The following is a 23,129-nucleotide window of genomic DNA, read 5'->3' as shown; positions in this document are numbered from 1 at the left end:
TGATTTAAATTCCACAGGATATCAGGAATTAAATATTACCATGAATAAACGTACCTACCCCTTGATCGGTAAAAAGCTCTAGTAGTACCGCATGCTCAACTCGACCATCAATAATATGGACTGATTTTACACCACCTCCTACCGCCTCAAGAGCGCATTGCACTTTAGGTAGCATTCCCCCTGAGATGGTTCCATCAGCAATTAGGCTTTGTGCCTGCCCAGCAGTAAGACCTGTAAGCAATTCTCCATTTTTATCTAACAGGCCTAAGATATTGGTGAGTAAAATTAATTTTTCTGCTCGTAAAGCCTCTGCTATTTTTCCAGCGACAAGATCAGCATTAATATTATAAGAATAACCATCTTCCCCCATTCCAACCGGAGCAATAACCGGAATAAATCCACCTTGAATAAGCGTATCTACAACACGAGTATTAATCTGCTTTACTTTACCCACATAGCCTAAATCAACAAACTCTGCATTATCTATCGCAAAATTAATCGTATCTCGCCTTAGATGCAGTTTTTCAGCTTGAATCAAGGCGCCATCTTTTCCCGTAAGGCCAACAGCCCGTCCCTCCTGTTGATTGATAAGATTTACAATTTCTTTATTAACTTGACCGCCAAGCACCATCTCCACCACATCCATGGTTTCTTTATCCGTTACTCGCATCCCTTGAATAAATTCGCTCTGCTTACCTATACGCGCTAGCAAGCGCCCGATTTGTGGCCCTCCACCATGAACCACAACCGGATTAATGCCCACTAACTTCATCAAGACCACATCCCGAGAAAAACCACTTTTAAGATCATCATCAACCATGGCATTACCACCATATTTAATGACCACTGTTTTTCCTACGAAACGCTGAATATAAGGAAGTGCCTCGGTAAGTACCTGAGCAATATGCATGGCACGATCAGGCGTTAAAATCATCAGTATTTAAGCGCTTATAAACTTTAAAGATTTGCTTAAAAAGGAAATACTAAACTTGAATCGACTTTCAACATTAAATGTCTAAAATTCTCTTTAATCCGCTCTAGCGCTAAAACGTTATCAGCTTCAAAACGTAAAACTAAACAAGGAGTGGTATTAGAGGAACGAACTAACCCCCAGCCATCCTCAAAATCTACTCGTAATCCATCAATAGAGGTTATTTCAGCCTGTGGAAACTCCGCTTGGTTTAGTAACCTCTCCATAAATTGGAAATGATCCCCCTCAGCCATTTCTATTCGCAATTCTGGTGTACTCACGGCATCAGGCAAAGAAGCAAATACTTCTTTAGCGCTTCGAGGATCAGCGGCTAAAATCTCTAGTAAGCGAGCTCCGGTATACAGTGCATCATCAAAACCAAACCAGCGCTCTTTAAAAAAGATATGGCCACTCATCTCTCCAGCCAAAAGTGCACCTGTTTCCTTCATCTTGGCTTTAATCAAAGAATGACCTGTTTTATACATGATCGATCTCCCACCATGCTGGGTAATAATCCGATCTAAATGACGAGAACATTTAATATCGTACAGAATAGTTGCCTTAGGATGCCGAGAAAGAATATCAATTGCATACAGCATTAGTTGACGATCTGGCCAAATGATCCGCCCCTCAGAGTCAACTACGCCTAGACGATCTCCATCACCATCGAAGGCTAACCCTAAATCAGCTTTCGTTGCTTTGACTTTACCAATCAGATCTTCCAAATTTTCTGGCTGGCTAGGATCAGGATGGTGATTAGGAAAGTGCCCGTTAATCTCGCAATATAATTCTATAACTTCATTTCCTAATGCCCGTAACAACTGCGGAACCACTTCTCCCGCAGCGCCATTGCCGCAGTCCACCACAACCTTTAAAGGTCGAGCAAGCTTAATATCATTAGCTATTTGTTGCAGATAGGCAGGTACCATGTCCAAAGTTTGTAGATCGCCAACACCCTGAGCATAGCTGCTCATCTCAATTCGGCGGCGTAATGCTTGAATCTCCTCTAAGGCTAATGTTTTACCGCCTAGCATAATTTTCATACCGTTATAATCAGGTGGGTTATGACTTCCAGTAAGCATAATCCCTGTGCCCGTATTTAAATGATGAGTAGCAAAATAAAGGATAGGCGTTGGTACTAAACCAATATCAATCACGTTACACCCCGTCGCACGGAGACCCTCGATCAGCACCTGAATTAATTCAGTACCAGAAAGACGTCCATCCCGTCCAACAATAATAGTTTGCTGACCTATACTAACAGCTTCACTACCAACTGCCCGCCCAATGTTATAGACTATTTTAGAAGTTAATGTTTTTCCTACTACACCACGAATGTCATAGGCTTTAAAAATAGTAGGATCGATAGTACCGTCCAGTTTAGGAAGTTTTTCTTCCACCTTTATATTCCTCATCATTTAAAAAATTAAACCTCGGTAATCTACTACCTAAAAGTCTATATTTTTATCTTCAATTAATGCTGGCCTGTATGACCAAATCCGCCTTCTCCTCGCTGGGTAGGTCTGAAACGCTGCACCGATTCAAATTCTACTTGTACCACAGGCATAAACACCATTTGTGCAATACGCTCTCCCATCATAATCGTAAAAGGCGCTGCCCCCCGATTCCAACAAGAAATCAAAACTTCGCCCTGATAATCACTGTCAATAAGACCTACCAGATTACCTAACACAATGCCATGCTTATGTCCTAACCCAGAACGGGGCAGCAGCATGGCCGTTAACCCCGGATGAGCAATATAAATTGCCAATCCAGTAGGGATAAGCGCAGTCGCCCCCGGAAATATCGTTAAAGAATCGTCTATACAGGCTCTTAAATCTAATCCAGCGGCCCCTCCCGTTGCATACTCTGGCAAGGGAATCTCTTTACCAAGCCGAGAGTCTAAGATCTTAAGCTGGATTTTTGGCATCATAATGTTTTGCAATTAATTTAATTAGCATCCGAGCTAAGTGGATCTTAGGAGCTGTAGATAGTTCTGCTTTACCACCAGACCATATTACCGTTAAAGTGTTCTCGTCCATATCAAAGCCTTGCCCATTTTTAATACTGTTAGCAGCAATCAAATCAAGGTTTTTAGCCTTAAGCTTACATTCGGCATTAGCTTCAAGATTGTCAGTTTCTGCCGCAAATCCAACCATAAAAGGCTTATTAGCCAATCTTCCTACCTGTTCAAGAATATCTGGGCTTTGCTCCAGCACTAAGATCAAATTTTGGTCTGTTTTTTTTATTTTTTGCTCTACCTGCTTAACGGGTCGGTAATCAGCCACTGCAGCACAACCGATCAAAATATCTACCGCGGTTATTTGAGCAAGCGTAGTCGTATACATTTGCTGGGCGCTTTCTACTTGGAATCGTTCTACGCCTAGTGGTGGATCAAGGGCGACCGGCCCGCTAATCAGCACCACTCGAGCCCCAGCTTCAGCGGCAGCAGCAGCTAGCGCGTAGCCCATTTTGCCGGAGCTTCGATTGCTTAAAAACCGCACCGGATCTAAAGATTCTCGAGTAGGTCCAGCCGTTACCAATACAGATCTACCAGCTAAACAAGGCGCGGTAAAGGATCTAATTACCCTTTCTAATAGATCTTGGGATTCTAGCATTCGCCCTAAACCCCATTCACCACAAGCCTGACTCCCCCTCGCAGGCCCCCACACTTGCACCCCTCGGGAATGTAAAGTTGCAATATTGTTCTGTGTTGCCGCAGCTTGCCACATTTGCTGATTCATACTAGGTATTACCGCTACAGGAGCAGAAGTAGCTAGGCATACAGCAGCCAGTAAATCATCAGCTAAACCTTGAGCCAACCTCGCCAAAAAATTAGCTGAGGCCGGCGCTATTAACAGTAGATCTGCCCAGCGGGCTAGCGTAATATGCCCCATTGCCGCCTCTTGAGCCAAATCCATAAGTTCCGTATGAACAGGCTTTCCGCTTAACGCTTGAAAAGTAAGCGGGCTTACAAATCTTTGAGCAGCGGCAGTCATGACAACCCTCACTTCAACCTCTGCTTCACGTAACTTACGAACGAGATCAGCAGCTTTATAGGCCGCAATACTACCACTTACCCCTAATAAAATACGCTTACTTTTTAAAGGATTAAGGGTAGTCATTCTACTATATAGGGCTCATCCTTAATTTTGGTAAAGTACTGGAGATTCGATAAAGATAATAGCCGTTTTTATATTCCGCCATTGCAATACCGTAGCATCAAGTTTTTTCTAGCTTCTTAAAGAAAAACTTCAGCTTTACCATCTTAATTAGTGCTGATCAAAAACATCGATACTCACTGTAGTACCCGACTCTAAAACCAATTTATCACCTTTATTCAAGAGTAAAAACTTCAGGACTCCTTTAAGAATCCGAGGGCCAGAGAGAATAAATTGACTCTGAGTATCTTTGCTCAATAGTGCGGAATCTAGCACCTCACCTACCTCATGTGATAGCTCTTCGCCAATAATTTCATCATGCCCAGTTTGACTAAACAAGCCTGTAAACCAAACCTTACTACCCGATGGAACACCCACTCCAGTTGGAGTCGCAAAAAAACCTTTAAGCCTTACGCCCCCATAAACAAGCCCTCGTGGGCCATTCCGAAAATCATGCTCAAAACTTACGGTTCGAGCTTCGCTAAAAGCCTCTGTCGCTACGAACGCTACATTCCAAAACTTAACGGCATCTACTTTTTCTCGGCTTCTGTCAAGACAAATCTGCGGAGGACCACCAGCTCCACTAGCAATAACTCGAAACCCAGGATAATCTCCAGCTATAATCACGCAATGAGTAAAAACAGCATCTATCTTTTGAGCTTCCTCTTGGGTTTTTTGGGTCATTTCTCGAGTTTCTTGAGCTTTTTCTTGAGCTTTCTGAGCTTCCTTTTGAGGTTTTTGAATTCTCTTTTCAGCCTTCTCCTGTATTTTTCGAACTTTCTTTTCAGTCTCTGTCTGGAGTTTTTGAATTTTCTTTTGGGCTTCTTTCTGTTTTTTTTGCGATTTCTTAGCCTCTTCTTGGATTTTTTCAATCTTCTCTTGGGCTTTTTTCTGAGCCTGTTTAATTTTCTCCTGGGCCTCTTGCGCTTTATCTTGAACTTTTTCTTGGGCTTTTTGGGCTTTACTTTGGGCTTTTTCTTCAGCTTTTTCAGCCCTATTTCGGGCTTTTTGGGCTCTATTTTGAGCCTCACAGCAATTTTCTGCAGCCTTGGCAGTTAATACTACACTCTGAATATCTACAGTTAATCCATAAGCAGAGACAAATCCCAGCCCAAAAAATATATTTAAAACAATAATCTGAAATCGCTTCACTACCTTCACCTAGTTTTAGGGCTACTTAAAATCACAGCGCTACTAAATTCCATTTATAATATCTTAGTTTTCACGCATATTCCCGTGAAATCTCTTTAAAAAAATACTAAATAGTACGGATTTATAAAATAAATCTAAACAACTCATGTTATAAGGCCAAGCAAATCCAAACTTCAGTGGAAATCTTTAAAGCTAATAGCTACGCTTAAAACTAAATGCTAAGGTAATAAGTTACAACAGCTTATTAGTTCTTATACTGAAGCATAAAGCTTTTTAGAAATTTGTAGTTGTTAGAAAAATTAGAAGAGGAAAATCATATGGCAGACACTAAACATTACCAAGTTTTGATTATTGGAGGAGGTACCGCAGGTATCACAGTAGCCGCCTCTTTACGCCGTAACCAAAAAGGTAAGGATCTAAGTATCGCTATCGTTGAACCATCAGAGGATCACTATTATCAACCAGCTTTTACGCTTGTAGGTGCCGGCGCCTACTCGCTAGAGAAAACGCGCCGATCTGAAGGTAGCTTAATCCCACAACAAGTAGAATGGATTCACGATACAGCAGTAAACTTTAACCCTCATGATAATCAAGTCACATTAGCATCAGGAGATCCAGTGAATTATGATTATCTAGTTATTTGCCCAGGATTAGCATTAGATTGGGAGAAGATAGAAGGGTTAACAGATACTATCGGAAGCAATGGTGTTTGTAGTAATTACTCCCCTAAATACGCTACCTATACATGGCAATGTGTTCAAGGTCTTAATAAGGGAGATAAGGCTATTTTCACTCAACCCCCCCTGCCATTTAAATGCCCAGGAGCTCCTCAAAAAATAGCGTATTTAACAGCGGATCATTTACGTAAAAAAGGAGTTTTAAGTGACTGCGATCTCTATTTTTGTACTCAAAGCTCAGTAATGTTTGGAGTTCCTCTATTCTCTCGGGAATTAGATAAAGTAGTAGCCCGATACGGTATTCATGCTAAATTTCAGCATAACCTGATTGCCGTTGATGGCCAAGCTAAGCAAGCAACTTTTGAGATAGTTGGCGGTGAAAAACCAGGAGAGAGGGTTACGCTAGATTTTGATATGCTTCATGTAACACCACCCCAAAGTCCACCGGAGGTAATAAAGTCTAGCCCTCTAGCCAATGAGGCCGGCTATATAGATGTTCATAAACACTCTATGCAGCATATCCAGTTTAAAAATGTCTTTGGGCTTGGAGACGCTTGCTCCACTCCCAATTCAAAAACAGCTGCTGCTATTCGCAAGCAAGCTCCAGTAGTTGTAAAAAATCTCTTACATCTTATTAGTGGCAGCGAATTAGAAGAAGGCTACGATGGCTACGCCTCTTGTCCTCTTACTACCGCCTACGGAAAGATCATAATGGCTGAGTTTATCTATGGCGGAAAAGTAACGCCTACTTTTCCTCTTGATCCACGTAAAGAACGGTGGCTTAATTGGTGGATTAAAGTTACAGGCTTACCGATTATGTACTGGGACTATATGTTAAAAGGCTATGAATGGTTCTTTAAACATAACAACAGCTATGTAGAACCTACTAAATAGCAATACACGTTAAGCATTAATATTGCTCCTTCAAATTTATTTAAAGTTATTCATAACAAAGAACTAACTTCTAGGCTGGTGAGTTTGTTTGTTGTAGTAAATACCTCAATACTACAGAACTCATCAGCCAAAATTGACTACTTCACCTAAAGTAGTTACTAAATATTGGTCGGGGTGACTGGATTTGAACCAGCGACTCCTGCCTCCCGAAGGCAGTGCTCTACCAGGCTGAGCCACACCCCGATATATCAATAAGTCCGATAAACTGCAAATTTAGCTAAATTTAATAGCGCTTCTTGGTAAGGTGAAGCTGGAATATTTCTAATTTTCTGTATTGCCTTATCAGCTTCACAGCGAGCAATTTCTGCAGTATAAGCAGCAGCTCCAGTAGACTCAATAGTCTTAATAACATCGGATAAATTATCAAGACCTCCACTCTCAATAGCATCTCGAATAATTTTAGCCTGCGAGGTGGTCCCATTACGTATTGCATAAATAAGAGGTAATGTCGGCTTACCTTCTGCCAGATCATCACCTATATTTTTACCTAAATCTTTACTGGAAGCACTATAATCTAGCACATCATCAGTTAGCTGAAAGGCTGTTCCCAAGTGCATACCGTAGGCCGCCATTGCTTCTTCCTCAGCAGTAGGCCGACAGCACAGCACCGCACCTAGCTGAGTTGCCGCCTCAAATAATTTAGCTGTCTTACTACGTATAACATTTAAATATCGCTCTTCGCTTGTATCAGGATCATGGCAATTGAGGAGCTGCATCACTTCACCTTCAGCGATGGTATTAGTAGTATGGGCTAAAATTTCCATTACGCGCATACTATTTACGTTTACCATCATTTCAAAAGCACGAGAGTAGAGGAAATCACCCACCAAAACACTCGCCTCGCTACCCCAAATATTATTAGCTGTTTTTTGCCCACGTCGTAACTGCGAAGAGTCAACCACATCATCATGAAGTAGAGTAGCAGTATGAATAAATTCAATAATAGCTGCTATATCAATATGCTCTGAGCCCAAGTAATCAAAAGCACGAGCACTCAGTAAAACTACTATTGGACGTAACCGTTTCCCACCACTATTAATAATATAATGACCTAACTGATTGATAAGTATTACATCGGAACGTAATTGCTGCTGAATCATTGCATTAACAGATTGCATATCATCAGCGATGAGATCGTAAATGGGTTGTATATTCAAAATATTTTTAAAACCCAGTTAAATAAAATAAGATTTTTGTATATGCTAACATCGTAGCTAATAATACCTTGTTATACTCAAAAATTGCTAGATTTCACATCATATCATCTCTCCCTCTCGACTATTTAAAGGAGAGTAGTTTAAAATTATCTTTGTTATAATAATATTTAAGTAAGATCTTATTTAATAAAGATTTATATTTTATTAAGTGAAATAACCTCATTAATCAGGAAAGTAATCAATGTACGCAGTCATTAAAACTGGCGGAAAGCAATATCGAGTCCAGGAAGGAGATATCCTCCGAGTAGAGAAAATTAATGCTGATGAAGGCGCTAATATTACACTTGACCAAGTATTATTAGTAGCTAATGAAGACAGTATTCAAGTTGGTACCCCATATATTAATGGTGGAAAAGTGAGCGCCACTATTCAAAATCATGGCCGAGGTAAAAAAATTACCATAATTAAATTTCGTCGTCGAAAGCATTTTCGTAAGCGAATGGGACATCGTCAGTATTTTACAGAATTACATATTGATAGTATTTCTACAGGCTAACTTGAGGTAATAAAAATATGGCACACAAAAAGGCAGGGGGTAGCTCACGAAATGGCCGCGACTCAGAATCTAAACGCTTAGGCGTTAAACGATTTGGAGGTCAGCAGGTATTAGCTGGAAATATTCTAGTAAGGCAGCGAGGCACTCGCTTTCTTCCGGGAACCAATGTAGGCATTGGCCGTGATCATACCCTATATGCTACAGCAACGGGAAAAGTCAAATTTACTACTAAAGGGCCTCATAACCGTACTTATGTAAATATTATCACAGTGTAAAAACAATCGCTAATAAGTAAGAATAAATGGGTATTTAGCGATGATTTTATCAAGATAAATAGCCTATTCTCTAATACTTATGAAATTTATAGATGAAGCCATCATTAAAGTTCAAGCTGGGGCAGGGGGTAATGGCTGTCTGAGTTTTCGACGAGAGAAATTTATCCCCTTTGGAGGGCCTGATGGAGGAAATGGAGGTACAGGGGGTAGCGCCTATCTTATCGCAGATGAAAATATTAATACGTTAGCAGATTTTCGCTATCAACGTCACTTTCATGCACAGCAAGGTGAAAATGGGCGTGGGCGGTTACAGGCAGGAAAAAGTGGCGAGGATCTTTATATCCATGTTCCTGTAGGCACTGAGGCATGGGAAGCTGATACGGGGGATTTATTTGGAGATCTTACTCGACCTCAGCAAACCTTACTAATCGCTAAAGGGGGAGCTCGTGGCCTTGGTAATGCTTGCTTTAAGAGTAGCACCAACCGAGCACCGCGTAGAATTACTAAAGGTAAGCCTGGGGAAGAACTCGCCTTACGTCTTGAACTTAAATTACTTGCCGATGTTGGCTTACTCGGCCTACCTAATGCAGGTAAATCAACTTTTATTCGCCAAGTATCCGCTGCTAACCCCAAAGTCGCAGACTATCCTTTTACGACCCTCTATCCTCATCTTGGGGTAGTAAATATTGCCTCTGATCGTAGCTTTGTAATGGCAGATATCCCTGGAATTATTGAGGGAGCTGCTCAAGGTGCTGGACTTGGGATTCGCTTTCTTAAACATCTTAGTCGTACTCGTCTATTACTTCATATAATTGATGTCGTTCCTGCCGATCCTGCTATAGATCCAGTGATAAATGCATTTACTATTCAAAAAGAGTTACAACAATTTAATCCGGCTCTAGCGCAACGTGAGCAATGGCTTGTATTGAATAAGATCGATCTAATCCCTAGCTTAGACCAAGCAGCATATTACCAAAAAATCCGTACTTGCCTTGCTTGGCAAAAGCCTATCTATCAAATTTCAGCGCTAACAGGAAAAGGTTGCCAGCTTCTTACTCACGCAATTATGCAATATCTAGAAAAGCATAAGTCAAATTAACGTTATCTGAATAAAATTATGGACGATTATCGCAATCGTTTAATTACTACCCGTCGATGGGTAATAAAGATTGGTAGTGCCTTACTGACTACCAGTAACCGTAGTCTAGATATTAACCGTATACAAGATCTAGCTAACCATATCGCTAACCTGAGAAATAAGGGATATGAAGTTGTGCTTGTATCCTCAGGATCAGTAGCTGCGGGTATGCAGCGGCTAGGCTGGTATCAGCGTCCCCGAACTTTAAACAAACTGCAAGCGGCAGCAGCCATTGGCCAAATGGGGCTTATCCAGACCTATGAAGCTCAGTTTCAGCAGCATAATCAATGCACAGCACAAGTATTACTTACACATGATGATTTGACTAACCGTAACCGCTATATTAATGCTCGTAGCACCTTACGCACACTTATATCTCTAGGCGTTGTACCTATTATCAATGAAAATGATACTGTAGCTACAGAGGAAATCCGTTTTGGGGATAACGATACGCTATCAGCTATGGTGGCTAATTTAATAGAAGCCGATCTTTTAGTAATCCTAACTGATCAGGCTGGATTGTTTAATGCTGATCCGCGGCATAGCCCTAATGCTCAGCTCATTCCTGCAGCAGCCGCTAATGATCCTACGCTTGATGCTATGGCTAGCTCTGGAACAAGCGCTTTAGGGCGTGGCGGTATGATTACTAAAATCAAAGCGGCTAGACGAGCTGGGCGCTCCGGAACTACCACGGTTATAGCTTCAGGTAAAGAGCCAAGTGTGCTTCAACGGATCGCTCAAGGTGAGGCTATTGGTACCCTATTATGGCCTAATACTGAGCCTCTTGCAGCTCGTAAACAATGGCTAGCCGGCCAGTTACAAACTAAGGGATTCTTACAGTTGGATTCAGGCGCTATTAAAGTTATTAGCGAATCAGGACGAAGCCTATTACCTGTTGGCGTTCTAGCTTGCGATGGCCATTTCGCGCGTGGCGAGCTTGTAAGCTGCATAGATCCCTTAAAATCCCAAGAGATTGCTCGAGGTCTCATTAATTATAACGCTGAAGAAACTAGACGAATCCTCGGTCGATCTAGCAGCCAAATAGAACAAATATTAGGTTATATTAGTGAAGAAGAACTTATTCATAGGGATAATTTAGTATTACTTTAACCCTACAGGTATTTTTTTATAAATCAAACTATTGCTTGAACCTTTGCATTTAACCGACTCTTATGGCGAGCAGCTTTATTAGTATGAATTAATCCCTTACGCGCTAAACGATCTAATATTGGAACTGCTGCCTTATAAGCAGTTACTGCTTCATCTTTATCCCCAGATGTAATTGCTTTCACAACCTTCTTTATATAAGTACGCATCATAGAAAGCTGACTCTTATTATGAGCACGCTGTTCTTCAGCCTGACGAACGCGTTTACGAGCTTGCTGTGTATTAGCCAAAATCATACCTCCTAGAATATAATCTTAAAAATTTAAATAATGCCAACTTTCATAGTAATTGTAAATATCTATCTATAAAATAATCTATCTCTTTCTTCTAGAAAACAATTTAAATATGCAACCTATCCAATCTAATTTATGAGCATCAGTTTACTCAAATCTACAGCTATTGTTGGTAGCGCCACCTTATTCTCAAGAATACTAGGCTTTGTTCGCGATATGGTAATCGCTCAAGCTTTTGGGGCTGGATTAGCAGCTGATGCTTTTTTTGTAGCCTTTAAGATCCCTAATTTTCTACGACGATTATTTGCAGAAGGCGCTTTCTCTCAGTCTTTTGTGCCAGTATTTTCATCATACTTCATGCAAGGAAATCCTACAGAAATCCAACAGCTAATCAATCGAGTAACCGGAACTTTAGGGCTAGTAGTGCTGCTAGTAACCCTAATAGGAATTATAGGAGCACCACTATGGGTTGTAATATTCGCTCCAGGATTTATAGGGGACTCAGATAAGTATCAACTTGCAGTCAGCTTATTACGGGTTACTTTCCCTTATTTGTTCTTTATTTCCCTCACTGCACTTGCGGCCGGAATCCTAAATACCTATAAACAATTTGGTGTACCAGCAATCACTCCTATATTTCTAAATTTAGTGCTTATTGCCTCAGCACTATGGGTTGCTCCTTATATGCTAACGCCAGTTACTGCTCTAGCGTGGGGGGTTTTCTTTGCCGGTCTAATACAATTATTGTTTCAAATCCCTTTTCTTATTCGGTTAAAACTTTTACCAAAACCCAGTGCTAAATGGAAAGATCCGGGCGTTCAGCGAGTCTTTACATTAATGTTACCTGCTATCCTTGGGAGCTCCGTATCACAGATAAATCTTCTTATTGATACTCTACTTGCCTCATTTTTAGTAACTGGTAGCGTATCTTGGCTTTATTACTCAGATCGCCTAGTGGAGTTTCCCCTTGGAATCTTCGGTATTGCACTAGCTACGGTCATACTTCCTAGCCTCTCAGAAAAACACAACCAAGCATCAACTAAAGATTTTATACGTACACTTGATTGGGCGTTACGTTGGGGCTGCCTTGTTGGCGTACCCGCTGCGGTAGGGCTTATGATACTCGCTAAACCAATTCTTATCACTTTATTCCAATATGGAAAATTTAGTAGCTATGATGCAATTATGGCTTCCCATAGTCTTATTGCTTATAGTTTTGGCTTAGTTCCTTTTATGCTTATTAAAATTCTAGCCCCTGGGTTTTATGCCCGACAGGATACCAAAACGCCAGTACGAATTGCTATTATTGCTATGCTCAGTAACATAATTTTAAATGGAGCCTTAATTTTACCTTTAGCCCATACCGGCCTTGCTCTAGCCACCTCCCTGTCTGCTTGGCTTAATGCAGCTCTACTACTTTTGGCTTTAAAACAACAGGGAAGCTATCAAGCTCAACCTGGGTGGTTTACATTTAGTTGGCAGATTGGTCTTGCCACTATTTTCATGGCTGCTGCGCTATTTTGGCTAGCGCCGCCTTCAGCAAGCTGGTTAAACTGGGGTCTAATAACTAGAATGAGTCATCTTATATTACTAATTAGCGTTGCAGGGGTTACTTATCTTAGTGCTCTATTAATTATAGGTGTTAGACCACGTATGCTAATCTTAACTTAATCTAAAAAATAAAATTTTCTATTATAAAACCAAGGAGGAGTTATACCGCTTAACTCCTCCCTAGCTAAGCTAGACGATTTTATAAGAAACTTGGTAAATAGTGATCTATAAGTAAAAATGCAAACAATGCTGCTAAATAAAATATAGAATACCCAAAAGTCTTCATAGCAAGCTCATTACTAGTATGTCTATAAAGTGCAAATGCGAGATATAAAAAATATCCTCCCAACCCTATAGCTCCTGCTAAATAAATCAGTCCGCTCATCTTACTAACAAAGGGTAGCAAGCTAACAGCAAACAATAGAAAAGTATAAAGTACTACCTGTTGTTTAGTAAAATCAACGCCATGGGTAACCGGTAGCATAGGGAAATTTGCACGCCCATATTCATCTCGGCGCGCTACTGCAAGAGCCCAAAAATGAGGTGGCGTCCACACAAATATAATAAGAAATAAAAGAAAGGCATGAACATGCAATTCACCTGTGGCCGCTGTCCATCCCAATACTGGAGGCATCGCCCCAGAAGCCCCTCCTAGTACAATATTTTGTGGCGTAGTTCGTTTAAGAAATGCTGTATAGATAATCCCGTAACCCACCATAGAAGCTAAAGTTAACCAAGCTGTTAAAGGGTTAATGAGAAAATATAGGATTACCATTGACAAAACACCCAATGTAATCGCAAAAATTAGAGCCTGCTCCCGAGTAAGTTTACCTGTTGGAAGAGGCCTAGCTTGCGTACGATTCATTACGGCATCAGCTTTTTCATCTATTAAGTGGTTAATAGCTGCAGCAGAAGCAGCTCCTAAACCTATACCAAGAGTACCAAATAAAAATACTGGCCAAGGCGCAAGACCTGGGACAGATAAAAACATACCAACAATAGCAGTAAATACAATGAGGGAAACAATACGTGGCTTACAAAGTACAAGATATTCCCGCCAATTAGTTAAAGCTCCCCGGAGAATTAAAGTAATTGCTGTCATAGTTTCGTAGCTCCTTGCGATGGATGTCCTGTGGGATGGAGCAAATGATTCAAAGTAATGACAGTAAGCAGCAATAAAGCAGCTACTGCATTATGGGCTACCGCCAATGCTAATGGTATCCCTGCCATGGCAGTAGCTATTCCTAATGTCACTTGAGTAAAAACCAACGCAATCATCACCCACCCAGTTTTGCGTAGCGCCAAAGTTCCTCGCCCTAATGCCGCTCGTAAGCCAACAGCAGTTAATACTGCCAAAACTATCATAGCGATAATTCTATGGGTGACATGAATAGCGGTTGCCGCCTCAAGGGTAAGCCGGCCTCCTTCATAATTTTCTCCTAGTGGCCGCCAAAACGTAAAGGCATCGCGAAAATCCATGGTAGGCCACCATTGTCCTTGGCATGTAGGGAAATCTTGGCAGTAAAAACCTGCGTAATTAGTGCTAGTCCAGCCGCCCAAGGTAAGTTGTAATCCTAAAAAAACTAACCCTATGAGAGACCAAGCTTTAAAAGCTGGAGAATACCAAACAATTCTTTGCTGAATAGGTGCTAACGCCTGTCGCTGCCGTAACACTAGCCACCATGCTAAAGACAATAATGCCATACCCCCGATAAGATGCAGTGTTACAATCGCAGGTTGCACAAGTAGAGTAACAGTCCACATCCCTAGCGCCGCCTGAAACCCTACTAATCCAACTAGAAATAAAGGTAAAGCTATTATTTGTTTAGGATTAGAGCGATTTAAACAAGCAGTTACAGCAGCAATTAAAATTAGAAAGCCTAATATCCCAGCAAGATAGCGGTGGATCATCTCCTTCCAAGCTTTACCCGTATCTACAGGACGCTCTGGATAAAGAGAATTAGCCTGATCAATTTGTTGATTAGTAGTAGGCGCTAGCAATTGCTGATAGCATCCGGGCCAATCAGGGCAGCTTAATCCCGCATCTGAAAGACGCACGTAAGCTCCTAATACTACAATTACTAAAGCTAGAAAACTGATTATTGAAATAAGAGTGACAAAAAAACGGCTCATAGTAGCTTACTTATTACCCTATATGTGAAACAAACAACAAGCGCTTAAGATCTTTGAGAATATGCTCAGCTTTCTCATTAGATGGGTAGCTCATCATAATATTTTCTAAAGGATCTACAATATAAACTCGCTGGCTTATCATTGGATCCAAAACATTTGGTAGCATAAATTGATTTGAGAATTCCTTATTTTCTCCCTCTTCAGAGGCTACGAGTAAATCCGGGTGCTCTTTTTGTACCCAATTTACCCCATTTAAAGCATTTACATTATTAGTTACCCATAATCGCTGGATTCGATACATATCTTTATTACCTAAAGCTAAGCGCACCTGCCTTGTTTTATAGAGGTTTTCTTGGCATTTATCTGTACACTCAGAAGATCCAAAGATAATTAATGTCCATTTCCCCTTAAGCTTAGAGGTAGCAAAACTCTCATCTGTTAGCATTTTAAGGATCATATTATCTTTAATGGGTATTACTGGAGTAATAAGTTCCCCGTAATTGCTAGTAGCAAATTTTCCTTTCTCTGGTAATTTTTTTAAAATCCACCAAGCACTTATTACAGGGAGAGCGGAGATAATAAAAATAATTAAAATAATCCATCGAGATCTCCGCGGGTCTGCTATCTTAAGTTCTTTATCACTCACTAATCTGCACCTTTATCACTTTCTTGGCTGTATTATTTTTTATTACTAAATTCACGTCTATATAAAACTACAAATACAATTACGGCAATTACACTCATAGTAAACCATTGAATAGCATACGCGATATGCCGCTGAGACCCTATTACAGGCGTAGATGATAACCATGGACGAGTGAAGCCATAAGGCTCGTTTAGAGCTAATTGGAGAATTAAAGGCTGCAATGAGTAACCTATTTTAAATTGAAGCTTATTAAGATCCATATACTGTACTAATTTTGGCCATCCCGCAGAATCTAAACTTTCTTTTTCTCCTAAGAAAAAAGGGGGATTGGATGGTCGATGTAAAATCCCGTGTACAGTGATAAGCAAGGATGAAGCATCCTCTACTTGAGGAAGTTTCTCTCGGTATAAACTTGCAGGTACCCACCCTCGATTAATAAGCAACCCTTTCTTGCTATTCGCTAAACGCAACGGTGTCAATACATAATAACCAGCGCGGCCTTGATAAATTTGATTATCTAAAAGCATAGTATGTTTATTATCAAAATACCCTTGCGCAGCCCCTTTTTGATATTCATTATCTATTTCATCTAATAAAGGATCCCCAATCCAAAGTAATGAGTCATTATTCTGCTCACTGGTAGCAGCCTCAATTGCGCGCTTTTCTTTAGCACGCTGTAGCTGCCATATCCCTAACGACATTAGTACAGTAGTTATCAACAAGAAGACGCTTATCAAGCCTAGTTTAGGGTTTATCTTATGATCCTTAAATAGAAACAGCATGTTTAAGAATTATTTCCTAATAGATGAAACTGCTATACTGCACAATTATAATTAAGCTCAAATAATAATAGAATTACTTAGGTTGACTTATTAAAAAATAACAGCTATTCCATAGTTTATAAAGGCATAAATTATATATACCTTTACTCATTATTTTAAACTTTAGGAGCCTGCTATGATCTTCAAATTACTTATCATTATCTTCTTAATTTCTACCCTTTACGCGCTAGGAAGTGCTCTTCTTTCTATGCTGCGAAGGAATGAGGATGACTCAGATAAGATGGTAAAAGCCTTAACTTGGCGTATTAGTCTATCTATAGGGATATTTATCTTGCTAATGATCGGTTATGCTACAGGGCTTATTACTCCCAATACAAGAATGTTTGATTCTGAAAAAATTACGACAATTCAATCTAATTAATAAATAATAGAGGCTATACCCTCTCCTACCTAGATTCCTAGGTAGGAGAGGAAGAAGAAAATCTAATACTATTCTTCTATATCCAATAAACAAATATAAAAAGACCTAGCCATACTATATCAACAAAGTGCCAGTACCAAGCAACCGCTTCAAAAGCAAAATGGTGCTTAGGCGTGAAGTGGCCCCGTATAGAGCGTAAGAAAATGGTGATTAGCATGATAGAGCCAACGGTCACATGGAAGCCGTGAAACCCTGTGAGCATGAAAAACACTGAGCCGTAAACCCCAGATCCCAGCGTTAGATTCATATGAGTATAAGCATGACTATATTCATAGGCCTGACATCCAACAAAGGTTAGCCCTAAGCTAAAAGTTAAGAATAAGCCTAAAATAAGATTTCTACGGTTATCTGCCTTAAGCGCCCAATGAGCCCAAGTAACGGTTGCCCCACTCGTAAGAAGAATGAGTGTGTTAAGTGCGGGTATGCCCCATGCTTCCATGGACTCAAAATCACCGCCAATACCAGCAGGACCATTACTTGGCCAGTTTTCAGTAAACTCCGGCCATAGAAGGGTGTGGGCAGCTCCCTTATCTCCTTCACCTAAAAGCCAAGGTAGCGAAAAAACACGCGTATAAAGAAGGGCACCAAAAAACCCTGCAAAAAAGAAAACTTCTGAGAAAATAAACCAAATCATTCCCCATCGGAAAGATCGATCTACTTGCTCGTTATAAAGCCCAGATTCACTCTCATTAATAACTACCCTAAACCAACCAAACATCATAAACAATAAGAGGGCAATACCACCAATCATCCCATATCCGCCTATCTCAACGCCGTTGAGGTAGGCAGCAAAGCTTGAAAGCGTTGTAAAAATAGCTATAGTTCCAATTATTGGCCAATAGCTAGGTTGGGGTAGATAATACTCCCCGTGAGCATGCGCCATAAGATGTATCCTCCCGCGTTATTTTAATCATAATAGTTATCCTACGTATAACTATCGCTGTCTGTTTTATTCACTTACAAGTATCAAAAAAAATATTATATATAGGCAATTTTTACCCTAGCTTTATTAAAAAACTAAGTATTAGCCTTATAAAAAGTATATGACAAAATCATATTGGAGTAAGCTTCTGGTAGATCAGGATCTATATAAAACACTACCGGCATCTCTCTACTCTCGTTTGCTTGAAGAGTCTGCTCAGTAAAGCAAAAACATTCTGTTTTATGCAAATGTTTCGCTGCTAGACCAGGACTAATACTAGGTATTGCCCTGCCAACCACCGCTTGATTTTCTAAATTATGAACATAAAAATTAGCCTTAACGATCTCACCAGGATGCATGGAAACTTTATACACCTCAGATTTAAACTCCCAAGGAAGATCGCTGTTCACTGTTGCTATAAATTCAACACTAACTGTTCGGTTAGTATCTATTTTTACAGCTTTAGCTTGAGTAGCAGAAACTGCGCTACTGCTCGGCTTACCATTCAGACCAGTAATACTACAAAATGCATTATAGAGTGGTATCAGAAGATAGCCGAAGCCAAACATAGCTACTACTACTAAAGTTAGCTTTATTACTAATCTACGCCTATGTTTATCAATTTCTTCTCTTGTGCCAGCTACATTCATCTCTTTATCACATGTAGATATATGAATAGAAAATAAATAGCTAAAGAAATTCCAAAAAGCACCCACCCGGTGAGTCGGGCTTTCGCCCGACGCCGGCTCTGATCATGAAAAGGCTCTAGCTCATCAGACATAGCTTAATTAACCTTAATCCTCATTTTATTTAATACGAGGCGGAGTGGTAAAGCTATGATAAGGCGCTGGAGAGCTAATAGTCCATTCTAATCCTTGAGCACTTTCCCAAGCTTGATCAGAGACTTTTTCTACAGCCTCACTACGAATTGCCTTAATAAGAAGGTATACGAAGATCAGCTGAGACACTCCAAAAATAAAAGCGCCTACAGTAGACATCATATTAAACTCTGTAAATTGAACGGAGTAGTCTGCAATTCGCCGTGGCATACCTGCCAACCCTAGGAAATTTTGAGGCATAAAAATAATATTCATCGAAATCACTGATAGCCAGAAATGCCATTTCCCTAAACGCTCATCCAGCATTTTCCCAGTCCATTTTGGGAACCAATAAAAAACAGCAGCAAAGGTACCGAATACTGTTATAGGCAGCACTACATAGTGGAAATGGGAAACGATAAAATAGGTATCTTGATATTGGAAATCTACTAAAGATACTCCCATCATCAAACCGGTAAGGCCACCAATTGTAAATAAAACAATACTGGCTATACACCATAACATGGCGACCTCAAAGGTCATAGAACCACGCCACATAGTAGCAACCCAGTTAAAAACCTTAATACCCGTAGGGACAGATATCATGATAGTCGCGTATGTGAAATACAATTCTCCCGCAACCGGCATTCCTACAGTGAACATATGGTGGGCCCATACGATAAAAGAAAGGAAAGCAATAGCGGCTAAGGCATATACCATTGAGTTATGGCCAAATAAGGGCTTACGAGAAAAAGTTGGAATAATTTCCGAGAGAACTCCAAAAATGGGTAGAACCAAGATATAGACTTCAGGATGGCCAAAAAACCAGAAAATATGCTGGAACATGACTGGATCGCCACCACCAGCCGCGTTAAAGAAGCTGGTACCAAAATGACGATCGGTAAGCTCCATGGTAACAGCACCAGCAAGTACTGGCATGATAGTAACAAGTAAAAATGCGCTGATTAGCCATGACCAGACAAACAGCGGCATCTTCATTAAGGTCATACCAGGAGCGCGCATATTTAAGACGGTAGTAATGATATTAATTGAAGCTAAAATGGAAGAAAGACCCATGAGATGGACAGCAAAAATAGCCATATCAGTACCTGGTCCCCCTTGAATAAATAAAGGTGGATACATGGTCCACCCGCCAGCAGGGGCACCACCTGGCGCAAACGAACTCCCAACAAGCAAGCTAAAAGCAAAAGGTAAAATCCAGAAGCTCCAGTTATTTAAGCGTGGGAGCGCCATATCTGGTGCGCCAATCATTAATGGGATTTGCCAATTAGCCAACCCAGCCAAAGCTGGCATTAAGGCACCAAAAATCATAATCAATCCATGAAGGGTAACTAGTTCATTAAATTTTTGTGGATCTAAAATCTGTAACCCAGGGGCAAAAAGCTCAGCCCGAAACACTAGCGCCATTGTGCCGCCAATAAAAAACATAATACAGCTAATCCACATGTACAACGTACCAATGTCCTTATGATTGGTAGTAAATATCCAGCGCCCGATCCCTGAGGGATGATGCGCATGACTATCGTGTGCTGCTGCTACGCTCATATAATTTCTCCTCTACACAATCGATCCTTATTCAAACCACCTGCTGCGGTTATTTATTACGCTTATTTCCTCATTTTTTCCTAAATTATGAGAATTACACGCTTACTTTAGTAAAAGGTATAAACCTTTTACTTCACTCATGCTATTGTTGGGCAACGGTATTACTTAACTCCTTACCCGTTAAAGCGACTTCTTTTCCCTTTTTTTGATCCGCTACCCATTGGTCAAACTCTTTCTCAGTCTTAGCCTCGACTACAATAGGCATAAAGGCATGACCTCGGCCACAAAGCTCTGTACATTGACCTCTATAAATACCCGGTTTTTCTATAACCGCCCAAGCATCATTAATATAGCCAGGAATTGCATCTTGCTTAAAGCCAAATGCGGGTAGCCACCAAGCATGGTTTACATCATCACTTGTAATGGCAAAACGTATTTTTTTGTTAATTGGCAGCACCAGCGAGTTATCTACCTCTAGTAGGTAATTTTCGCCCTTAGGCGCCTTATTCTCAACCTGTTCCATAGGGGTAGTCAAAGTACTTGTAAAGCCAAACCCATGATCTAAATAATCGTAATGCCACCGCCATTGATAACCTGTTACTTTAATAGTCATATCAGGGTCAGAGGTATTATAGGCACGAAACATAGCCGAGGTTGCTGGTACTGCAACAGCAATCAGAATTAAAAACGGGATAACCGTCCATACCACCTCAAGCACTGTATTCTCATGGAACTGGCTTGCTTTTGCGCCCTTAGATTTACGATGATGGTACATAGACCATCCCATGATGCCATAAACTACTACGCCAATAGCAACGCAAATCCAAAAGATATACATATGTAAATCATATATTTCTTTTGAAGTGGGAGTCACTCCTTCAGTCAGATTAAACACATATTCGGCACTGGCACCTCCACTTATTAGAAGTAAGCCTATACCCCCTGCGATAGTCGCAAACAAGCTTTTTTTATCAGACAGGCTCATTCATTTCCCCTCCTGCTGTCAATTAATTAATATCGTTAACATGATAGTAAAATAGCACATAAATATGTATATATAATATATTTTATATACCCATCTAACTAGCTAATATAAAACTAGGAAAAGCTACAAGTCTCCTGTAACTCTTTGGCTAGATAAAGGCGCTCATCTTCATTAAGAAAAACACCTACTTCCACCTCAGACCCATGTGAACCTATCATCAGGTGGCTCATATACCATGTATGAGGTAAGATCTTCATTATTCGAACCCTTGCCCAATAGCGATGAAACTTAAATGTTTCTCTGGTCATCTTATGGCCATGAAAAACCTCAACTTTAATGGCATCCTGATCAATGGTAATCACCTCCCAACGCTGAGCTTGATGGGCACAAAGATAAAAGGCAGTACCTAAAGCTAGCAATTCTAGCCCGGCAAATGGAAAAACCAACCATAGACCTAAGAAGGCAAACCCTGCAGAAATTACACCTAGGGTAGCTCCTACAGCAAAAAGAACTATTTTCATTCTACTCCAACTAAGTGAATTATTAGGTTGAAGAATAAATTGAAATTCATTTTTACTAAGCTCAAATCGCTTGGAAACCATGATTGCACCCTAAGCTTGAAAAAACCCTATATCATTAAATTAAGTTAACCTCAAATTATCAATCCCTATCCCCCTCAGATAATCTAACCAAAAAACTAGCTGAGATTTTTAGAATATTGATCAGTACAGGGTTTTAAAAGGCTCCTAAAATTTACCTTGTAATTTTCCAAGGGAGCACAAGCCCTTTCTGGCTAGCAAAATAAGCGGCTAGATCCTGTTTATCTTGCTCAGAGAGCGGTGCTGCCATTGGTTGCATCATAGCATTTTCTCTTTTACCTGTCTGATAAGCCGTTAAAGCATGCACTATATAACCAGCATTCTGCCCGGCCAACTTAGGGAATTGCGGTGATGGACTATTCCCATCTGCTCCATGACAGGAAGCGCAAGCTTGAGATTTTTCTTTTCCTGCCGCTGGATCTCCTTTTGCCGCAGCTAATACAGAACTGGAAATAAAAACCCCAAATATAGGAATAAGTAGAAGCAATCGCCGTTTTAACATCAAAAATTCTCCTTAATGACTTGCTTTAGCTATTATCACTCGTTACCTTTAAATTTTATTTATTTACTAGCAAGAAAAGCAGCAATATCAAGCATATCTTGCTCAGATAACCCACTAGCCGTACCCTCCATTGGTGGATGCTTTCGAGTGCCAGACTTATATGCTTGAAGAGCAGATACTATGTATTCCGCATGCTGTCCACCTAATTTTGGCACGGGGTAGGTCGGATAAGCGTTATTATAACCTGGAATACCATGACAACCTGCACAGTTCATCCTGTCTGTTTTTTGCCGACCAGCTTCGGGATCTCCATCACTTGTAGCTTGAGCAACTGAGCTAGCCAATAAAAATATACTGACCCCCAAAAAAATAGAGAAATTTTTCTTACCCATTATTAATTACTCCTAAATATATGGATCGCCCTTTCTGGATATTTATCCAATATCTATTATCTTAATTAGCTTAATTTTTTTAAATACCCAGTCTTTCCCTCTGATAAAGAGTATTAACCGCCAAACGTACATCAATAACGGTTTATATTTCCTATCCATTTAAAACATATATATAATATGTATATTTAATAAATATAATAGAACAAATGAAACAGTTTGCAACTAAAAATTTATATTGATACCAAATTTAGTAAATCAGTATATTATAAGGGTCTTATTCTATATGCAACCATGATTAATAGAATAGGCAAT

The 23,129-nt window shown here is 40.2% G+C and carries 25 protein-coding genes and 1 tRNA gene; 7 read left to right on the top strand and 19 right to left on the bottom strand.

Annotated elements, in window-relative coordinates:
• Positions 1–28 precede the first annotated feature (28 nt).
• The 5 genes from argB to TAO_RS09695 form a co-directional block, all read right to left on the bottom strand.
• The gene (gene argB / locus TAO_RS00340; RefSeq protein ID WP_096526101.1) at positions 29–934 is read right to left on the bottom strand and encodes an acetylglutamate kinase; all 906 of its coding nucleotides are present in this window, start codon (positions 932–934) and stop codon (positions 29–31) included.
• Positions 935–969: 35 nt separating this feature from the next.
• Positions 970–2,370, bottom strand: coding sequence for a phosphomannomutase/phosphoglucomutase (locus TAO_RS00335; RefSeq protein ID WP_231910514.1), 1,401 nt, complete (start codon positions 2,368–2,370; stop codon positions 970–972).
• Between the two features lie 74 nt (positions 2,371–2,444).
• A complete protein-coding gene (gene dut, locus TAO_RS00330) occupies positions 2,445–2,900 on the bottom strand; it encodes a dUTP diphosphatase (RefSeq protein ID WP_145955161.1) in 456 nt (151 codons plus the stop codon).
• Positions 2,881–4,095, bottom strand: a complete 1,215-nt coding sequence (gene coaBC / locus TAO_RS00325) for a bifunctional phosphopantothenoylcysteine decarboxylase/phosphopantothenate--cysteine ligase CoaBC (RefSeq protein ID WP_096526098.1) — start codon at positions 4,093–4,095, stop codon at positions 2,881–2,883. The genes dut and coaBC overlap by 20 nt, the downstream gene beginning before the upstream one ends.
• A gap of 147 nt (positions 4,096–4,242) precedes the next feature.
• Positions 4,243–5,283 (bottom strand): hypothetical protein, encoded by a 1,041-nt coding sequence (locus TAO_RS09695; RefSeq protein ID WP_197702484.1) that lies wholly within the window; start codon positions 5,281–5,283, stop codon positions 4,243–4,245.
• 317 nt (positions 5,284–5,600) lie between these two features.
• Between TAO_RS09695 and TAO_RS00315 the strand changes: the two genes are divergently transcribed.
• Positions 5,601–6,854 (top strand): NAD(P)/FAD-dependent oxidoreductase, encoded by a 1,254-nt coding sequence (locus TAO_RS00315; protein WP_096527683.1) that lies wholly within the window; start codon positions 5,601–5,603, stop codon positions 6,852–6,854.
• A gap of 166 nt (positions 6,855–7,020) precedes the next feature.
• Here the strand turns inward: TAO_RS00315 and TAO_RS00310 are convergent.
• Positions 7,021–7,097, bottom strand: a tRNA-Pro gene (locus TAO_RS00310).
• A 5-nt stretch (positions 7,098–7,102) separates the two neighbouring features.
• Complete coding sequence (ispB, locus tag TAO_RS00305) at positions 7,103–8,071, bottom strand: octaprenyl diphosphate synthase (protein WP_096526097.1); 969 nt, start codon at positions 8,069–8,071, stop codon at positions 7,103–7,105.
• A 241-nt stretch (positions 8,072–8,312) separates the two neighbouring features.
• Between ispB and rplU the strand changes: the two genes are divergently transcribed.
• From rplU to proB, 4 genes are all read left to right on the top strand, one after another.
• Positions 8,313–8,627: a 50S ribosomal protein L21 gene (rplU, locus tag TAO_RS00300; protein ID WP_096526096.1), complete on the top strand. Its 315-nt coding sequence runs from the start codon at positions 8,313–8,315 to the stop codon at positions 8,625–8,627.
• 17 nt (positions 8,628–8,644) lie between these two features.
• Entirely contained in the window at positions 8,645–8,902 is a 258-nt protein-coding gene (rpmA, locus tag TAO_RS00295; RefSeq protein ID WP_096526095.1) for a 50S ribosomal protein L27, read from the top strand.
• A 79-nt stretch (positions 8,903–8,981) separates the two neighbouring features.
• Positions 8,982–10,001 (top strand): Obg family GTPase CgtA, encoded by a 1,020-nt coding sequence (cgtA, locus tag TAO_RS00290; RefSeq protein ID WP_096526094.1) that lies wholly within the window; start codon positions 8,982–8,984, stop codon positions 9,999–10,001.
• Between the two features lie 18 nt (positions 10,002–10,019).
• Entirely contained in the window at positions 10,020–11,150 is a 1,131-nt protein-coding gene (gene proB / locus TAO_RS00285) for a glutamate 5-kinase (RefSeq protein ID WP_096526093.1), read from the top strand.
• Positions 11,151–11,173: 23 nt separating this feature from the next.
• Here proB and rpsT read toward each other — a convergent pair whose 3' ends face one another.
• Complete coding sequence (gene rpsT / locus TAO_RS00280; RefSeq protein ID WP_096527682.1) at positions 11,174–11,437, bottom strand: 30S ribosomal protein S20; 264 nt, start codon at positions 11,435–11,437, stop codon at positions 11,174–11,176.
• Positions 11,438–11,575: 138 nt separating this feature from the next.
• Here rpsT and murJ point away from each other — a divergent pair, with 138 nt between their 5' ends.
• Entirely contained in the window at positions 11,576–13,111 is a 1,536-nt protein-coding gene (gene murJ, locus TAO_RS00275) for a murein biosynthesis integral membrane protein MurJ (protein WP_096526092.1), read from the top strand.
• 79 nt (positions 13,112–13,190) lie between these two features.
• On the opposite strand, the gene cyoE is transcribed toward murJ, so the two are convergent.
• Genes cyoE through TAO_RS00255 form a run of 4 tightly spaced genes read right to left on the bottom strand, consistent with a single transcriptional unit; the run spans position 13,191 to position 16,552 of the window.
• Complete coding sequence (cyoE, locus tag TAO_RS00270; RefSeq protein ID WP_096526091.1) at positions 13,191–14,093, bottom strand: heme o synthase; 903 nt, start codon at positions 14,091–14,093, stop codon at positions 13,191–13,193.
• Entirely contained in the window at positions 14,090–15,124 is a 1,035-nt protein-coding gene (locus tag TAO_RS00265; protein WP_096526090.1) for a COX15/CtaA family protein, read from the bottom strand. Before TAO_RS00265 ends, cyoE begins: the two co-directional genes overlap by 4 nt.
• A gap of 13 nt (positions 15,125–15,137) precedes the next feature.
• Positions 15,138–15,770: an SCO family protein gene (locus TAO_RS00260; RefSeq protein ID WP_231910513.1), complete on the bottom strand. Its 633-nt coding sequence runs from the start codon at positions 15,768–15,770 to the stop codon at positions 15,138–15,140.
• Between the two features lie 32 nt (positions 15,771–15,802).
• The gene (locus tag TAO_RS00255; protein WP_096526089.1) at positions 15,803–16,552 is read right to left on the bottom strand and encodes an SURF1 family protein; all 750 of its coding nucleotides are present in this window, start codon (positions 16,550–16,552) and stop codon (positions 15,803–15,805) included.
• Between the two features lie 175 nt (positions 16,553–16,727).
• Here TAO_RS00255 and TAO_RS00250 point away from each other — a divergent pair, with 175 nt between their 5' ends.
• Positions 16,728–16,973 (top strand): twin transmembrane helix small protein, encoded by a 246-nt coding sequence (locus TAO_RS00250; RefSeq protein ID WP_096526088.1) that lies wholly within the window; start codon positions 16,728–16,730, stop codon positions 16,971–16,973.
• Between the two features lie 76 nt (positions 16,974–17,049).
• On the opposite strand, the gene TAO_RS00245 is transcribed toward TAO_RS00250, so the two are convergent.
• The 7 genes from TAO_RS00245 to TAO_RS00215 all read right to left on the bottom strand — a co-directional run bounded on the left by TAO_RS00245 (position 17,050) and on the right by TAO_RS00215 (position 22,817).
• Complete coding sequence (locus tag TAO_RS00245) at positions 17,050–17,916, bottom strand: cytochrome c oxidase subunit 3 (protein ID WP_096526087.1); 867 nt, start codon at positions 17,914–17,916, stop codon at positions 17,050–17,052.
• Positions 17,917–18,050: 134 nt separating this feature from the next.
• Positions 18,051–18,671 (bottom strand): cytochrome c oxidase assembly protein, encoded by a 621-nt coding sequence (locus TAO_RS00240; RefSeq protein WP_231910511.1) that lies wholly within the window; start codon positions 18,669–18,671, stop codon positions 18,051–18,053.
• 90 nt (positions 18,672–18,761) lie between these two features.
• Entirely contained in the window at positions 18,762–20,339 is a 1,578-nt protein-coding gene (gene ctaD, locus TAO_RS00235) for a cytochrome c oxidase subunit I (RefSeq protein ID WP_096526085.1), read from the bottom strand.
• 142 nt (positions 20,340–20,481) lie between these two features.
• Positions 20,482–21,324 carry a cytochrome c oxidase subunit II gene (coxB, locus tag TAO_RS00230; protein ID WP_096526084.1) on the bottom strand — a complete coding sequence of 281 codons (843 nt, stop codon included), beginning with the start codon at positions 21,322–21,324 and terminating at the stop codon, positions 20,482–20,484.
• A gap of 113 nt (positions 21,325–21,437) precedes the next feature.
• On the bottom strand, positions 21,438–21,926 hold the full coding sequence (locus tag TAO_RS00225) for a DUF2244 domain-containing protein (RefSeq protein ID WP_096526083.1): 489 nt from the start codon (positions 21,924–21,926) through the stop codon (positions 21,438–21,440).
• Between the two features lie 151 nt (positions 21,927–22,077).
• Positions 22,078–22,425, bottom strand: coding sequence for a c-type cytochrome (locus TAO_RS00220; protein ID WP_096526082.1), 348 nt, complete (start codon positions 22,423–22,425; stop codon positions 22,078–22,080).
• 59 nt (positions 22,426–22,484) lie between these two features.
• Positions 22,485–22,817, bottom strand: a complete 333-nt coding sequence (locus tag TAO_RS00215; protein ID WP_096526081.1) for a c-type cytochrome — start codon at positions 22,815–22,817, stop codon at positions 22,485–22,487.
• Between the last annotated feature and the right edge of the window lie 312 nt (positions 22,818–23,129).

The sequence above is a fragment of the Candidatus Nitrosoglobus terrae genome (assembly GCF_002356115.1).
GTDB lineage: Bacteria > Pseudomonadota > Gammaproteobacteria > Nitrosococcales > Nitrosococcaceae > Nitrosoglobus > Nitrosoglobus terrae.
This window is presented reverse-complemented; position numbering and strand designations above follow the sequence as displayed.